Origin of the sequence: Halomonas sp. H10-59, from assembly GCF_040070555.1 — a bacterium.
Classification (GTDB): Bacteria; Pseudomonadota; Gammaproteobacteria; order Pseudomonadales; family Halomonadaceae; genus Halomonas; species Halomonas litopenaei.
This window is the reverse complement of sequence record NZ_CP098828.1, coordinates 3,416,879-3,433,505: the sequence shown is the minus strand read 5'-3', so window position 1 is coordinate 3,433,505 and position 16,627 is coordinate 3,416,879. Positions and strand designations below refer to the sequence as shown.

Here is a 16,627-nt window from a genome sequence, read left to right as displayed (position 1 = left end):
AACCACGACTTTGGATACAACAGAGATCCTGCCAGCAATGAGCCCTATCGCTGGGTGGCTCCTGACCTCCCCGAACTGACGGCGGACGGTGAGCCAGTGGGGTTTCGGATTTCACCCGACGGGCAGCGATTGATGCTGTTCGAGGAGAGTTTGCTGGACGAGGATCCGGGAAGAGCCCTGCTGATCCTGCAACTGACTGACGACGACGAGTTGGTCACTGTTTCGGTGAATCGGAAACTGGACCCTACCGGGCCTGATTTCGACGACATTCTGTCGTTATCGTTTCCTTTCATCGCCACCGACAACGAGGGCAGGGAAGAGAAGGCCTGGGTCGACATCAATGTGGTTGATGTAGCGCCATCCACCTACTCGGGGTTCAACGGCATCGATACTCCCAGTTCGGTCGTTCCGGGGAACTTTGTCGTCGATCGCTGGAGGATGGATGCTGGCAAAGAAGGCCTCGACCGCGTCTTTGTCAGTCTGCCCGGTGACGACACCGAATATCCACTGGGGGCGATGATCGACACCGACAAAGGCCTGCTCGCCGTCAACTTGGAATATTGGGTGTTCAAGGCCGACCCCGATGCCCAGGGATCGTTCGAGTTCCAGATCGTTGTCATCGATGGTGACGGCGACCGGGTGAACATCGAGGCCCACTTCGATATCCGAGAATGTGAGAACAGCGAGGTGGCGACCACCCCGGAGACCGATGGCGATCCCACCACCGAACCGGCCCACGCTATCGTCGATGAAGCCGCCTCTTACTACGGCAGTGCCAGCGGCTCAGGCACAGGCGAAACGGTCGTGGCGGCCGGGTCGCTGGGCTATGACCTCGGCAGCGATTGCTCAGAAGAAACTGACTACGAAATTCAACGGGTGAGCAGCTTCGATTGGGATATCGCCAGTTTGCCGCGTCTGACCGCCGACGGCTATCCGGTGTCATGGTTGATTGACGCTAGTAGCCACAGGGTGCGTGGGGTTGCCTACGATAGTGACGCCCAGGAGGAGTATGCGGTCATCGAGGTGGTGCTTACCGACTTAGCCTCCGGCAGCTATGAGGTACGGTTGCCTGACGTTAGACACTTTGCTGACCGCGACCAGATTGCCGCACTGGATCACTCAGGCGCTGGCAACGATGACAGTATTCACTTCGAGTTGGCTATGTCGTCGTCGACGTCTCTGGCAACAGCGCTTTCGGCGTGCTCGAGGTCACGGTCAATGATGACGCTCCTCGCGCCAACGACGACAGGGCTTCCACGTCCAAGGACACCCAGGTCATCGTCGACGTGCTGGCTAACGACGTTCTCGGTGCCGACGGTTCGGGTGGGGTTGTCGCGGCCAGCGTTCAAGGGGGAGCCGATGTCGGTAGCGTCACGGTCCGGGGCGATGGCCGCTTGTCCTTCGTGCCTCACCCGGACTTTCTGGGCGATGCCCTGATCGATTACACCAGCAGCGATGGCGATGGTGACACCACCCAAGGAGGTCTGACCGTCAATGTCCGCGACGCTGCCTCGACGACGCGGTCCACTCCGGAAACCGACGACGACCCCGACACCCAACCGGCCAGGGTCGTCGTCGATGAGGAGGGTCTGCCCGGGGGCATTGCTGGCGGTATCGGCGATATCGCCGGCGAGTCAACGGTCGCCACCGGTTTCCTGGGTTATGACGCTGGCGACGATGGGGTTGCTGGTTTCTCCTGGATTCGTAGCTCCTATTTGGTAGATGTGGAGGTGAGAGGGGAAGTGCCGCGCCTGTCACTGGTGAATAATGGACGGACCTTGATTGCCAAGGACGCGCAGTTCGGCTCGGTATTCAGGCTTGAACTTGTCGATATCACGACGGGTGAATATCGCTTCGAGCTGTTCCAGCCGCTGGATCACTCGGATCCAAGCATCGAGGACAATGTCGACTTTGTGATCGACTATGTCGTTACCGATGGTGACGGCGACACGGCTGAAGGCGTACTCGAGATCCGTGTCAATGACGACGCCGGCCGCGCCAACAGCGATAGCGCCGCCACCCTCAGTGCCACCCCGGTCATCGTGGACGTGCTGAGCAACGACGAGATCGGCGCCGAGGGCGTACGCAAGGTCATGCAGGCAAGCGTTCAGGGCGGCGACGCTGTGGGCACCGTGTCGATCAATTCCGATGGCACCCTGACCTTTGTTCCCGCTGTGGGATTCTTCGGCGATGCGCTTATCGACTATGCCCGCTCCGATGGTGACGGTGACTTCCCCGTCGGCACCCTCACCGTGTCTGTTGCGGCCGTCAATCCTGACGGGCTGATCACGCCACTGACCGATGGCGACCCCGACACCCGGTCGCCCAAGGCGGTGGTCGACGAGGATGGCCTGGCAGGCGGTATCGCCGGGGGGGCCGGCGACACGGCTACCCAGAGTCGCGTGACCATCGGATCGCTGGGCTACGACTTCGGCAATGATGGTCCGGGTGGCTTCCGCTGGCACACCGATGGCCTGCCGATACTGACCTCCGGTGGCGATCCGGTAAGCTGGCGGCTAAGCGGCAATGGCCGTTCGCTGCTGGGCGTCGACAGCGGTGGCGGCAGGGTCATCGCGGTGCAGCTTGTCGACGTGGTGACCGGCCGCTACAAGGTGACGCTGGACAAGCCGCTGGATCATGTCATTTCGGGCATCGAGGACGACCTCTCTATCGAGGTGGGCTATACCGTCACCGACGGTGGCGGAGACGTTGCCGCCGGCAGGCTTGACATCGTGGTGGACGACGACAGCCTGGTGGCCCGAGACGATAGCGCCACAATCGCCGTCGACACGGCGATCAGGGTAGCGGTGCTGGACAACGACGGGCTGGGCGCCGATGGCCCAGGGGGAATCATCGACGCCAGCGTGCGCGGCGGGCCAGCGGTCGGCAGCGTCACGATCAACCCCGACAACAGCCTGACCTTCGTGCCTCACCCGGAGCTTTTCGGCAGAGAGGTGCTGATCGATTACGTCGTCAGTGACGCCGACGGTGACACCGCCGCCGCCACACTCAGCGTCGTCGTCGAAGGTGGCGACGCCGGCGGCCCCACCACCCCGGACAGCGACGGTGATCCTGAGAACGTGGCGCCCACCGCCATCGTCGATGAGGACCGGCTTTACTTGTATGCCTATGAAATGACTGGCCTGGAAGGTGGTTCCGGCGATATCGGATACTACCAAGCCTATTACGACGGTTTTCTGGGCTACGACTTTGGAGAGGCTGGGCCTGGCAGCTTCCGCTGGTCCACCGATGGCTTGCCCGAATTGAGTGCGAATGGTGAGCCTGTGACCTGGTCGCTCAACGCCGCTGGTAACAGCCTGATCGGCAAGGCCCGCGGTCTCAATATTTTCGGCTACTATGACCAGGTAGACGTGATCAGCATAAAGCTCCTGGGCCTGGAGCCGGGCATCTTCAAAGTTGAACTGCTAAAGGGACTGGATCACAGCGACCCCTACCTGGAAGACGACATCACCTTCAGCGTCGGCTACGTCATCACCGATGGCAACGGCGATAGTGCGCAAGGCTCGCTGGACATCTTGGTGGACGACGACAGTCCCCGTGGTGGTGGGTACAGGGGATGGTACTTCACTGGCACCGATACCCCGGTCAGGTTTGATCTGCGGGATGACATCCTTATCGGCGCCGACTTCGAGCGGGTCGCCAACTTTCGCGCCGAGGTCGTCGGCGGCGATAGCGTTGGCCAGGTCAGCCACGAAGAGGGTGATTTTTATGCCACCTTCACGCCGCATCCCGAGTTCCACGGCACGGCCTTGTTGCAGCTCGGATACACTGACGGTGATGGCGATGAGACCGGCGGACGTGTCGAGGTCAGGGTCGGCGCCTCTGGCAACAATGTACCGATCACGCCGCTGAGCGATGGCGACCCTGCCACCGTCTCGGCCCGGGCCGTGCTCGACGAGGAAGGCCTCGCCGGTGGCATCGCCGGCGGCCCTGGGGACGTGGCCGGAGAGGCCAGGGTCGTCACCGGATCGTTGGGCAATGACTTCGGCAAGGATGGCCCGTGGCTGTTTCCCTTCCACTGGGTCACCGATGGCCTGCCGGCGCTGAGCTCACAGGGTAGTCCGTTGAGCTGGTTGGTCAACGGTACCGGGCATGAGGTGACGGGCGTGGATGCGCTTGGCAACGAGGTGATCAGCGTCCGCATCACCGATCTCGAGCAGGGGCTCTATCGTGTCGAGCTGCACCGGCCGCTTGACCACGACGATGCCAGCCTCGAGGACAATATCGATCTGACCGTTCGCTACATGATCACCGACGGCAACGGCGACACTGCCCAGGGCCAGCTAAGGATCAGCGTGGATGACGATAGTATGCTGCTGGTCGATGACAGCACCACTACTGACAAGGCCAGCCCGATCAGCGTGGACGTGCTGGCCAACGACCAGTACGGCGCTGATGGCCTGGGTGGTCTCGTCTCCGCCAGCGTGCGCGGTGGGGCAGCGGTTGGCAACGTCACCATCAATCCCGACAGCACCCTGACCTTTATCCCCCACCCTGACTTCTCAGGGAGTGCGCTGATCGACTACACCGCGAGCGATGCCGACGGTGATACCCGCAGTGCACAGCTCCGCGTTGTGGTCAAGAGCGATGATGCCGGTATTCCCATCACTCCGGAGACCGACGGCGACCCCCTGTCCAACCCCGCCAAGGCAGTGGTCGACGAGGATGGCCTGGCGGGCGGCATCCACGGCGGTGTCAGGGATGCGCCCACCGAACTCACGGTCGCGACGGGCGTGCTGGGCTATGACTTCGGCAGCGATGGCCAGGGAGACTTTCGCTGGAGCACCGACGGCCTGCCGTCGCTGACCAGCGGCGGTGATCCGGTGACCTGGCGGCTCAACGGTAACGGTCGTTCGCTGGTGGGGTTTGACAGCAATGGCGATAGGGCCATCTCGGTTCAGCTTGTCGATCAGGCGACCGGCAGCTACAAGGTGGCAGTGGCAAGGCCGCTGGACCACGCCAACGCCAGGGTCGAGGACGACCTCAACTTCGTCGTGGGCTACAGCGTCAGCGACGCTGACGGTGACACTGCTGAGGGTGTGCTGCGCGTGACCGTGGATGATGACCGTGGTCGTGCCAACGACGACAGTGCGCGCACCGATCGCGCGACAGCGGTCGAAGTGGACGTGCTGGCCAACGACGACCACGGCGCCGATGGCCCGGGACGGGTGATCGCTGCCAGTGTCCAGGGAGGCGCGGATGTCGGCAGCGTCACGCTAACCAGCGCTGGCGTGTTGACCTTTGTGCCACAGGCAAGCTTTAGCGGCACCGCGCTGATTGATTACACCGGCAGCGACGCAGACGGCGACATTACCGCTGGACAGCTCAGCGTCAGTGTCGACCAGGGCACGGATCGTCCTACCACCCCGGAGACCGATGACGATCCAGCCACCGGACCCGCCACGGCGGTTGTCGACGAGGACGGCCTGGCCGGTGGTGTTGCCGGTGGTCCGGGTGATGCGCCAGGCGAGCTGACCGTCGTGACCGGCTCGCTGGGCTATGACTTTGGCTCTGATGGGCGTGGAACCTTCCGCTGGAGCACCGACGGTCTGCCCTCCTTGACGTCACAAGGCCGCCCATTGAGCTGGTCGCTCAATGCCACCGGCCATACCGTGACGGCCTCCGATACCGAGGGCAATGACGTCCTGCGCGTCAGAATCATCGATATTCTCAACGCAGAGTATCGCGTGTCACTGCTCCGACCGCTTGATCACGATGATGCCATGAGCGAGGACAGCATCGACATGGCGCTGGGCTACGTGATCACCGATCGTGACGGCGAGGCTGCGCAAGGCGTGCTCAATGTCAGCGTGAATGACGACAGCGTTCGCGCCAATGATGACAGTGTCAGCACCGTGAGCGGTGACCGGGTCAGGGTGGATGTGCTGGCCAATGATGAGTTCGGCGCCGATGGGCCGGGACGTCTTGTCGGCGCCCGCATTCAGGGTGGCGCCGACGGCGTCGGCACCCTCAAGATCCACCCTAACAGTACCTTGACCTTTGAATCCGATTCGTCTTTCTCTGGCGTTGCGCGTGTTCACTATGACGCAATGGACGGCGACGGTGACATCAGTACCGGCACGCTTGTCGTGGACGTCGAAACCGATGACATCCCGACTACCCCGGAAACCGATGACGATCCGAACACTGTCCCTGTCAGGACCTTCGTCGACGAAGACGGGCTGCCAGGCGGTATCCCGGGAGGAGATGGGGATGTTGCCACCGAACGCACCGTCGCCACCGGCTTGCTGGGCTACAACTTCGGAAATAACGGTCAGGGTGGTTTTACCTGGCATAGCGACGATCTGCCGACGCTGACGACCGGCGGGGATCCGGTGACCTGGCGGTTAAGCGGTAACGGGCGTTCGCTGCTGGGCGTAGATAGCAGTGGCGACCGGGTGATCTCGGTGCAATTGACCGATGTTGCCAGCGGTAGCTATCGAGTGGCGCTGTTCCAGCCGTTGGATCACGAGCCGTCCCCCTCGTTGTCTTATGTTGTAGAGGATAACCGCGCCTTAGAGGTTGGCTATACCGTCACCGATCGCGACGGGGACCGTGCCGAGGGTGTCTTCCTGCTCTTTGTCGACGACGACGCCGGCAGCGCCAGCGATGATAGCGCCAGTACCGACAGTGACACCCCGATTACCGTGGATGTGTCCACCAACGATAAATATGGCGCCGATGGGCCGGGGAGCATCGGCGGGTTTGGCCTTCAGGGAGGGGCAGGGGTCGGCAGCATCACGGTCAATGCCGATGACACCGTGACCTTCATACCCAACCCGAGCTTCTCCGGCGTGGCGGAGATCGACTACAGCAGCAGCGACAACGACGGTGACAGCAGCGAGGCGACGCTCTCTATCGATGTGACGGGTGGCGACCCCACCAGACCGACGACCCCGGAAACCGATGGCGACCCCGCCACCATGGTGGCCGAGGCCGTCGTCGATGAGGATGGCCTCGGCGGCAACCCCGGCGGTTTCAATGACGTTCCCGGTGAGCAGACCGTGGTGACCGGTTCGCTGGGCTATGACTTCGGTGAGGGAGGGCGTGGCAGCTTCCGCTGGACGACAGAAGGCATGCCGTCTTTAACGTCGCAAGGACGCCCCCTGGCCTGGTCACTCGGTAGCTCCGGCCACAGCCTCCTGGCCTCCGATAGCGACGGTAATACTGTGATTGGCATCGAGATGACCGATATCGACAGCGGCGACTACCGCGTCGAGCTGTATCGTCCGTTGGACCACAAAGATGACCTTGGGGAGAGTGATATCAATGTCGCGGTCGGCTACGTCATTACCGACGGTGACGGCGATACTGCTGAAGGACAACTCCGGCTGACGGTAGATGACGACACGCCTGTGATCACTGCTGATCTGGAAGGCTTTACCTTTTATAGCGGCATTCCGGTGACCCTCGATTTGGTGAACTTCGGCGGCGATGGCTACGGTTCCCTGAAGGTGAGAGTCTCCAGCGGTGATGGTGGCCAGGTGACGATCAATCCCGATCATACGGTGACGTTCTTGTACGACGGGGGCTTTATCAGTGAAACGAGTCTCTGGGTAGATGCTGCTGATAGCGAATACGATGAGGCTCGCAGTTTCGCTAGAGCCAACGTGGCGCCAGCGCCAGCGCCAGCGGATGCTGACGTCAGTGCCTCTGCCATTGGCGACACGGGTGTGCTTGTGACAGGCGAGGAAGTCGCTGCCCAGGCGGGCCGGCTGGCGCTGTCGGAATTGCTCGATGACGAGAGCGACGAGGAGGTAGCGGCCTGGCTGCCGCCGGAACAGGACCGGACCGACAGCGTAGGCCCCGCGTCGGCAGGGGGCAGTGGTGGCGGCAGTGGTGGCAGCAGTGACAGCGGCGCAGACAGCGAACAGACCCTGGCCCTGAACGGAGCCGGTGTGCCGGGCGCAGGCGACACCACCCTGGAGCGCATCGGCCAGGAGGCCGCGCTGCTGGTGGAGTAGGCAGTGGAGTAGGCAGTGGAGTAGAGAGTGGAGTAAGCGGTGGATCACTCCAGCGAAGATCCCCTTCGATCACCCGGCCTTTGGCTGGGTGATGTCTTGTCGGCTATCGCAATATTTTTTTGCGTCTTTTTTAAGTCGATAAACCGGCTGAAACGCTACCTCGACTTATCGATGATTGATGGGTGTTTGTCCTGTCGCGTGGTCAATGTTGATCGATCAATATTCCAAAAAGGTGGCGGTGACCTACAAGGTGATATGTTGGCTTTTATAAGCCAGATCAGCGCCGGCGCTTATCCGGCCTACAGAACTGTGTTGTTTCGAGTTTTTCGATGCCGGAATCTCATGTTTTCAAATCGGCGGAAAAGAAAAAAGTGTTTTTTATCAGTCAGTAACGCATTTAGTGAGTTTTCTTTCGTGTGTCTTTAAGTGCGAAATAGTTTTTTGCTGATTCGCAAGTATCGGTTTTTTATGAAAGTCGCGTTTGGCGCCAGATATCGAGGAGTAATGGGGCGAAAAGTGGTGGCCTCCAGTCCAGTGTCGAGGTCGGTATCGACCGCCTAGCTTCAAGGAGTCATACGCGAATTTCGACCCACCCAAGGACAGGAGGCTGTCATGAATACCGATTCCGAAACAGACAATGCGAGCACCTACACCTCGATCGACAGTCCACACGACCATACCCCGACCGCCGGTCTGATCAGGTCGGTGGTTGACGAAGAGGGCCTGCCCGGCGGCATTCGAGGTGGCGTAGGGGACGCCTTGACTTTCCAGAGCTTTACCGCCGCTCGTTTGAACTATGACGTCGGTAACGACGGCGTGAGCTCCTTCACCTGGCACACCGCCGGGCTGCCGGCACTGACCTCCGGCGGCGTCCCGATCAATTGGCAGCTCAGTGGTAACGGTCGTTCGCTGGAAGGATTCGACGACAACGGTGACCGCGTTATCTGGATACTGCATGGCCCTGAAACGGCCTATTACAAGTTGTTTGTCGAAGGTCCGCTGGACCACCGCAGCGGTACGTTTGAAGACGATATCAAGTTCACGGTGGGCTACACCGTCACGGATGGGGACGGCGACAGCGCTGACGGAGCTGTGCAGATCATCATCGATGACGACAGCGGAATCGCCCATGACGACAGTGCCACTACCGCCAGCGGCACGCCGGTGCGTGTGGATGTGCTGGCCAACGATGAGCATGGTGCCGATGGCCCGGGCGATGTCATCAGGGCCAGCGTTCAGGGTGGTGCTGGCGTCGGCAGCGTCACCATCAACCCCGACAGCACCCTGACCTTCGTCCCGCACCAGGGCTTCGCCGGTGACGCAGTGATCGACTACAACGGCACCGATGGCGACGGTGATATCACCTCGGCGTCACTGACGGTCGATGTGATGGCGGGCCGGGAAGATGGTGAACTCTATGTCGGTGACAATGGGGACAATCATGGGTCGACCGGCCCGGGTGATGACGTCCTGATCGGCGACCTGGGCGGCAAGCAGGGATTGATTGCGTCAGGTGTCGACTACAATATCTCGATCCTGATCGACGAGTCCGGCAGCATGCGCCAGCCGTCCGGCACCGATGGTCTGACTCGGCTCCAGCTATTGCAGCAGAACGTCAATCTGTTGCTCACACGTCTGGCGGGTCACGACGGAAATGTGGACGTACAAGTGGTGCGTTTTGACGACAAGGCGCATTCACCCAGAGCGGTCGATGGTCTGAACGAACATAACGTGGCTGGCCTTATCGCTTACGTCAACGGTGCGGCGGCCCAGGGCTCCACCAACTATCAGGCAGCCCTCTCCGCCGCCAGAAAATACCATGTCGCAAAGGAAGATGAAGGTGACAGGTCGCTGACCCTGTTCCTGACCGATGGTCTCCCAACCGCCTACCGGGAGGGTGGACACATCGTGGAGAGCGATGTGGCGGGGGCCTTTACCCCTGTCCACAAGGCGTATCAACAGTTCCTTCAACTCGGTCGGCTGTCCGAGGTGCATACCTTCGGCATCGGTGAAGAGGTCGCGGGGGAGCCGGATCCTGCGGGTCTGCTGCGCAAGGACTATCTGGACATCTTCGACAATACCGAGACCCAGGGGACTCGCACCATCACCCTGCAGGACGGCACCGAGTGGACGTCACCCGCCGGTGAGTCGGTCATCGTCAACACCCAGGAGGTACTGAACGCCGCGCTGGCGCAGGGCGGCCCCGACGCACCGCTCGAGGTGCTCGGTGACGATGTGCTTGCCGGCGGGGTGAAGGCCGATATTCTGTTTGGCGACACCGTCAACTCCGACCACCTTCGCTGGAGAGACGGCGATACCAACGAGAGCTTTGCCGCCGGCAGCCACGACGGCCTCGGCTACGAAGGGCTGACCGAGTACCTCAAGTGGTCGGTTCACCATGGCAATGGCGCCGAGGCGAGAGACGCCGAGATCATTGCCTATATCCAGGACCACTACCGGGAGCTGATGGATACAGACCGTGTCGATGGCGGCAACGATACCCTGCTTGGGCAAGGGGGGGGCGATGTGCTGATCGGCGGTGGTGGTGACGACGTGCTGATCGGCGGTCGCGGTGGCGACGTGATGTGGGGTGGCTTTGGCGCCGACACCTTTGGCTACGAGGCGGGGGATGCGGGCAGTGTGCGCAGGCCTGCAGAAGACGAGATCAAGGACTTCACCCTGGGCAACACCGCCCGCAACCCCGAGGCAGACCGGCTCGATCTGTCTGATCTGCTCGATGGCGCCCGTGACCACCAGGTGTCGGACTTCCTGCACGCCAGTCAGGAGGGGGACGATACCGTCATCGCGGTCAAGTCCGATGGTGGTATCGGCGCACACGGCGCCGGCGCCGATCAGTTTATCGTCCTGGCCGGCGTGCGCATGGGCGGAGCATCCAGCGACGCCTTCCTCGATCGATTGATCGACCATGGACAGCTCGAGGTGGAATAGGCGCTGGCCCATCCGCCGGCGCATGCTCACGCATGCGTCGGCGGATGGCGAGAGGGTCGTCGCTTCACTAGGTGTCGTTGACGTCGCCTGAAGGGCGCCTGACGCTGCCGCGCAGCATCGGCGTGACCGGCAGGGTGATCTGCTGTGGTGGGGTGTCCGGCTGGTCGATCTGGGCCAGCAGCAATTCGGTGGCACGCATGATCATGGTCTGTACCGGCTGCTGCAGGGTCGTCAGCGAGTGGCTCGGCCAGGCGGCCATGGGCACGTCGTCGAAACCGATGACCGAGACGTCCTCGGGCACCTTGAGGCAGAACTCGCTCTGGATGACTTCCATGGCGGCGATGGCCATCAGGTCGTTGGCGGCAAACAGGGCGTCGGGCGGGGTGGTGCTGGCGAACAGCAGACGGGTGGCCTGGCAGGCGCTGGTGTATTGATAGTGGCCGATGCCGCTGTCGTGAAGCGCGGCACCCATGGAGGCCAGACCCTCGACAAAGCCTGCTCGACGCTGGATGTCGGTGGAGGAGTCGACCAGGCCTGACAGGTAGGCGATGCGGCGATGGCCCAGCGAGACCAGGTGGCGGCCCGCCCAGTAGCCGCCCTGGAAGTTGTCACAGGCGACCTGGCTGATGCCCGCGTAGTCGACCGTACGGTTGATGATTACCACCGGAATGCCGTAGTCGCAGACCAGAGCCGCCTGGTCGTCATTGAGGGTAATCGCCAGCATCAGGATGCCTTCGACCTGGCTTCTCAGGATGTCGTCGAGCACGTCATCGAAGCCGTCGCTGCTGGACGCCGAGAACAGCAGGAGGTGGTAACCCTGCTGCTTGAAGAAGCGGGACGCCTTTTCCAGCATATAGCTGTAGAAGGGATTCTCGAGGCTGTAGACGACCACCGCGATGGTGCGACTCGATCGCGTGATCAGAGAGCGGGCGATGGTGTTGGGCCGATAGCCCAGTTGCCGCGCCGCTTCCATGACCTTCTTGCGGGTCTTGTCCGACACCTTGGCATCCGGCGAAAAGGTCCGGCTGACGGCAGACTGCGAGACCCCGGCAAGACGGGCGACATCGTGTGAGGTGACGGATTTCTTTTTCATCGAGTCATGTCGTGTCGGGTGGCAGAAATGGCCGGCGATCACGCCGGCTCGACAGGCTCCAGAGACGCATAGGCGGCGATCTTGTCGGTGTAGACGCTGGCATTGTCGCGCACCGACTGTATCTCGTCCTCGGTCAGTTCTCTGACCACCTTGGCTGGACTGCCGACGATCAACGAGCCAGGGGGAAAGCGCTTGCCCGAGGTGACGAGCGCGCCGGCGCCGATGATACATCGATCACCGATGTCGGCACCGTTGAGTACCGTGGCATTCATCCCCACCAGCACCTCATCGCCGATGCGGCAGCCGTGCAGCATGGCCAGGTGACCCACCGTGACCTGGCGTCCCATGGTAACCGGATAGCCGGGGTCCGAGTGAACCACACAGCCGTCCTGCAGGTTGCTGTCGTCTCCCACCACGATAGGCGCATTGTCGCCACGAAGCACGGCCCCGGGCCACACGCTGACGCGCTCACCCAGGCGTACGTCGCTGATCAGCGTGGCCTCGTCGAACACCAGCGCGCTGGCGGCGATATCGGGGGCCTTGCCCCCGAGTCGATACAGGGTCATTGCCCGTCTCCCTAGAAGCCGACCTGGTCGGCGCCCTTGAGTCCGAGCATCTGACGCGCTTCGTCCGGTGTCGCCACCTCAAACGACAGACCCTCGAGGATCTCGCGCACCTTGGCGACCTGGCTTGCGTTGGTCTCGGCCAGCTTGCCCGGGCCCAGCCACAGCGAATCCTCGAGTCCGACCCGCACGTGTCCCCCCATGGCGGCGGCCTGGGCGGCGATGCGCATCTGGCTGCTGCCGGCGCCCAGCACCGACCACTCGTAGGCGTCGCCGAACAGCCGGTCCGCGGTGCGCCGCATGTGGATCACGTCCTCCGGGTGAGGACCGATGCCACCGAGGATGCCGAACACGCTCTGGACGAACACGCGGCCGCCGATGACGCCGCGGTCGAGCAGGTTGCGCAGGGAATAGAGGTGTCCGATGTCGTAGCACTCGCACTCGAAACGGGTACCGTTCTCGGCGCCCAGGGTCATCGCCTTCTCGATGTCGGCGAAGGTGTTCTTGAACACCAGGTCGCGACTGTTCTCCAGGTGCTCACGCTCCCACTGGTGCTCAAGCGACGCGTAGCGGTCGAGCATCGGGAACAGCCCGAAGTTGATCGAGCCCATGTTCATGGAGGCAAGCTCGGGCTTGAACTCCATGGCCGGGCGCATGCGCTCCTCCACCGTCATGTGCGGACTGCCACCGGTGGTGAGGTTGATGACCGCGTCGCAGGCGTCCTTGATGCGGGGCAGGGAGCGCTCGAACATGGCCGGGTCCTGGGTCGGCTTGCCGTTGTCGGGATCACGCGCATGCAGGTGCAGAATCGAGGCGCCGGCCTCGGCGGCGGCGATGCCTGCCTCGGCGATCTCTTCCGGGGTGACCGGCAGGTGCGGCGACATGGACGGGGTGTGGATCGCGCCGGTGACCGCGCAGGTGATGATGACCTTGCGTTGCTTTGCCATGGGTCGGGTCCTTGAATGATGGATAGGCGGGTAAGGTGGGACAGTGGCTGGTCTGGGTCCGTCGTTGGCCCGGGTCAATCGTTTGTCAGCGTCTGCTGGTGGGCGATCAGCGCCATCAGGCGTCGGTCGCGCCAGGCCTGTCGCTCGCCCAGGCGCTGGGCCGGCAGTTGTTGACGGCGCTGCTGGTCGAGTGCCGCCAGGGTCGTGGTTTGCCAGGGATCGTCGTCACCGCGCTCGCGGTCGACGTCGCGATACAGCGGCCCATAGCGGTTGCCATAGTCGACCACGCCATCGGGCGCATTGAGGTCGATGGTCTCGAAGGGCCCCATGAACGACCAGCGCAGGCCCAGCCCGTGCTTGACCGTCTTGTCCAGATCCTCGGCGGAGCACACCCCGTCTGCGAACAGTCTCAGCGCCTCGTTGAGCAAGGCGCCTTGCAGGCGATTGAGCACGAAGCCAGGGACTTCCTTGTTGACCAGGATCGGTGTCTGCCGGGCCTGCTCCAGCAGCGCCATGGTGGACGCCACCGCGGCTTGCCCGGTGGCCGGCGCCGGCACCACTTCCACCAGCGGGATCAGGTAGGGCGGATTGACCGGATGGGCCACCAGGCAACGGTCAGGGTGATGGAGGTGATCGGTGAAGCGCGAAGCGGCGATACCGGAGGTCGAACTGGCCAGCACCGTGTCCTTGGCCACCACGGCTTCAAGGTCGCTGTAGATGCGCCGCTTGGTCTCGACATCTTCCGGCCCGCACTCCTGCACGTAGCCGACCCCGGCCATGGCCGATGCCAGGTCGCTGTCGTAGCGGATACGCGACATCGCCCGCTCCGGGTCCTCGATCAGCCCCGCCTGGTGGAGGTCGTCGAGGGAGGTGGCGATGGCGTCGCGGGCCCGTTCGAGCGCCTCGTCTGCGGCGTCATGCAGGCGCACGTCGATGCCGGCTCGGGCGAACACGATGGCCCAGGCGCGGCCGATCAGGCCGGCGCCGAGAATACCTACGGGTCTGGTCATAAGGAGGCTTCCGTGGTCACAGGGATTCGACGTTGGCGCAGACGCTGAGTGCCTGGCCGCTGATGTTGCTGCCCCCCGGCGCCGCCAGGAACAGCGCCATGGCAGCGATATCGGTGGGCTCGACCATGCGCCGCATGGAGATCTTCGACAGGTTCTCCGTTTCCATCTCGGCGTAGCTGATGCCGCGCTTGGCGGCGCGGTCCTCGATCACCTTCTCGATGCGTGGCCCGCGCACGATGCCCGGGAGGATGGCATTGACCCGCACGCCGTCCGGGCCGAGCTCGCAGGCCAGGCTCTTGGTCAGGCCGACCACCGCCCACTTGCTCGCGGCGTAGGGCGTGCGGTAGGCGAAGCCAAGCCGTCCGGCCACCGAGGCCAGGTTGACCAGCAGTCCCTGGCTTTCGCGCAGCAGCGGCGCGGCGCGGTGGGCGACGCGGTACTGGCCGTTCAGGTTGATGTCGATGGTCTGGGTCCAGCTTGCGTGATCGATCTCGTCGATGCCCGCAGTGGGGCCGGCGATCCCGGCGTTGTTGACCACCACATCGAGACCGCCGAGTGCGCGGGCGTCATCGAACAGGCGGGCGACCTCGTCTTCGCGGCTGACGTCGCAACGGGTATGGGTGATGCCGTCTGGCAGGGCGGCCAGGGCCTCGCTGTCGATGTCGCAGACGTGGACCCTGGCGCCGGCCTGGACGAAGGCCTTGGCGATGGCCAGGCCGATGCCGGAGGCGCCGGCGGTGACCAGCACGCGCAGTCCCTGGCGCGGGGTGAGGCTTTCAACGACGTTCATGGTGTTCTCCTTGTGTGGGGTCACAGCGACGGCAGCCAGGTGGACAACACCGGCAGCAGGCTGATGATCAGAAGGTTGGCGAGCACGATCGCGACAAAGGGCATGACCGCCCAGGTCAGACGAGCGATGCCGATGTTGGTGATCTGGGAGGCGACGAAGAGGTTGAGCCCGACCGGCGGGGTGAACATGCCCATGGCCAGGTTGACCACCATGATGATGCCGAAGTGGATCGGGTCGAAGCCGTAGCTCACCGCGATCGGCAGCAGGATCGGCACGAAGATCAGGATGGCGGCGGCGGCCTCGATGAACATGCCGGCCAGAAGCAGCAACAGGTTCGCCAGCAGGATGAACAGAAGCGGGCTGTCGATGGCCGAGATCACGAAGTCCGAGATCATGTCGGGGACCCGCAGGCTTTGCAGGATGCGCCCATAGAGCCCGGCGGCGCCGATGATGCTGAGCACCACCGCGGTGGTCACGGCGGATTGCTTGAGGATGCCGACCAGGCTCGCGAACTTGATCTCGCGGTAGATCAGGGTGCCGATGACGAAGGAGTAGGCGACCGCGATGACGGCGGCTTCGGTGGGCGTAAAGACACCCCCATAGATGCCACCGAGGATGATCACCGGCATCAGGATGGCCAGAATCGCCTTTTTACCGGCGCGAAAGACGTCGCCGAGCGAGCTTTTTTCTCCGCCGCCAAGTCCATTGGCACGGGCAAAGAAGTAGGCAAACACCAGCAGGGTCAGGGTCACCAGGATGCCCGGCAGAATACCGGCGATGAACATGTCGCCAACCGAGACGTTGGCGGCGATGCCGTAGAGAATCAGCGGGATGCTGGGCGGGATGATCACGCCGAGGGCGCCGGAGGCGGCCTGGTTGGCGGCGGCGTAGCCACCGGGATAGCCCTTGGACAGCATGGCGGGAATCAGGATGGCGCCGATCGCGGCGGTGGTGGCGGCGCCGGAGCCGGAGATCGCCGCGAAGAACAGCGACGTGACGATGGCCACCATGGCCAGGCCGCCGGTCATGCTGCCCACCAGGGTGTTGGAAAAGTCGACCAGGCGCTTGGAGATGCCGCCACCCTGCATCAGGTAGCCCGCCAGGATGAAGAACGGGATCGCCATCAACGGAAAGGAATTGACCGAGGCCAGCATCTGCTGGGCGACGATCAGCATCGGCATCAGGTCGCCGTGCCAGACGGTGATGGCCGAGGCCAAGCCCAGCGAGAAGGCGATGGGGACGCCAAGAATGAACAGTGAAATCAGCAGGACGAACAGTAACAGTGCCATG

8 protein-coding genes are annotated in these 16,627 nt (G+C 63.0%); 2 read left to right on the top strand and 6 right to left on the bottom strand.

Annotated elements, in window-relative coordinates; genetic code table 11:
* Positions 1 to 1,199: 1,199 nt before the first annotated feature.
* Both NFG57_RS14915 and NFG57_RS14910 read left to right on the top strand, forming a co-directional pair.
* Entirely contained in the window at positions 1,200 to 7,985 is a 6,786-nt protein-coding gene (locus NFG57_RS14915; protein WP_348814643.1) for a tandem-95 repeat protein, read from the top strand.
* Between the two features lie 612 nt (positions 7,986 to 8,597).
* Positions 8,598 to 10,934, top strand: coding sequence for a type I secretion C-terminal target domain-containing protein (locus tag NFG57_RS14910; RefSeq protein ID WP_348814642.1), 2,337 nt, complete (start codon positions 8,598 to 8,600; stop codon positions 10,932 to 10,934).
* Positions 10,935 to 11,001: 67 nt separating this feature from the next.
* On the opposite strand, the gene NFG57_RS14905 is transcribed toward NFG57_RS14910, so the two are convergent.
* The 6 genes from NFG57_RS14905 to NFG57_RS14880 form a co-directional block, all read right to left on the bottom strand.
* Positions 11,002 to 12,027: a LacI family DNA-binding transcriptional regulator gene (locus tag NFG57_RS14905; RefSeq protein ID WP_045992521.1), complete on the bottom strand. Its 1,026-nt coding sequence runs from the start codon at positions 12,025 to 12,027 to the stop codon at positions 11,002 to 11,004.
* A 38-nt stretch (positions 12,028 to 12,065) separates the two neighbouring features.
* Entirely contained in the window at positions 12,066 to 12,593 is a 528-nt protein-coding gene (locus tag NFG57_RS14900; RefSeq protein ID WP_348814641.1) for a gamma carbonic anhydrase family protein, read from the bottom strand.
* An 11-nt stretch (positions 12,594 to 12,604) separates the two neighbouring features.
* A complete protein-coding gene (locus NFG57_RS14895) occupies positions 12,605 to 13,537 on the bottom strand; it encodes a 3-keto-5-aminohexanoate cleavage protein (RefSeq protein ID WP_348814640.1) in 933 nt (310 codons plus the stop codon).
* 74 nt (positions 13,538 to 13,611) lie between these two features.
* Positions 13,612 to 14,547, bottom strand: coding sequence for a 3-hydroxyacyl-CoA dehydrogenase (locus tag NFG57_RS14890; protein WP_222515868.1), 936 nt, complete (start codon positions 14,545 to 14,547; stop codon positions 13,612 to 13,614).
* A gap of 16 nt (positions 14,548 to 14,563) precedes the next feature.
* Positions 14,564 to 15,337 (bottom strand): SDR family oxidoreductase, encoded by a 774-nt coding sequence (locus NFG57_RS14885; protein ID WP_348814639.1) that lies wholly within the window; start codon positions 15,335 to 15,337, stop codon positions 14,564 to 14,566.
* Positions 15,338 to 15,357: 20 nt separating this feature from the next.
* Positions 15,358 to 16,626 carry a TRAP transporter large permease gene (locus NFG57_RS14880; RefSeq protein ID WP_045992526.1) on the bottom strand — a complete coding sequence of 423 codons (1,269 nt, stop codon included), beginning with the start codon at positions 16,624 to 16,626 and terminating at the stop codon, positions 15,358 to 15,360.
* Position 16,627: the final 1 nt, after the last annotated feature.

Coding starts and splice junctions, on each gene's coding strand:
- NFG57_RS14910 (WP_348814642.1), top strand. CDS start 8,598: ATGAATACCGATTCCGAAACAGACAATGCGAGCACCTACACCTCGATC.
- NFG57_RS14905 (WP_045992521.1), bottom strand. CDS start 12,027: ATGAAAAAGAAATCCGTCACCTCACACGATGTCGCCCGTCTTGCCGGG.
- NFG57_RS14900 (WP_348814641.1), bottom strand. CDS start 12,593: ATGACCCTGTATCGACTCGGGGGCAAGGCCCCCGATATCGCCGCCAGC.
- NFG57_RS14895 (WP_348814640.1), bottom strand. CDS start 13,537: ATGGCAAAGCAACGCAAGGTCATCATCACCTGCGCGGTCACCGGCGCG.
- NFG57_RS14890 (WP_222515868.1), bottom strand. CDS start 14,547: ATGACCAGACCCGTAGGTATTCTCGGCGCCGGCCTGATCGGCCGCGCC.
- NFG57_RS14885 (WP_348814639.1), bottom strand. CDS start 15,337: ATGAACGTCGTTGAAAGCCTCACCCCGCGCCAGGGACTGCGCGTGCTG.
- NFG57_RS14880 (WP_045992526.1), bottom strand. CDS start 16,626: ATGGCACTGTTACTGTTCGTCCTGCTGATTTCACTGTTCATTCTTGGC.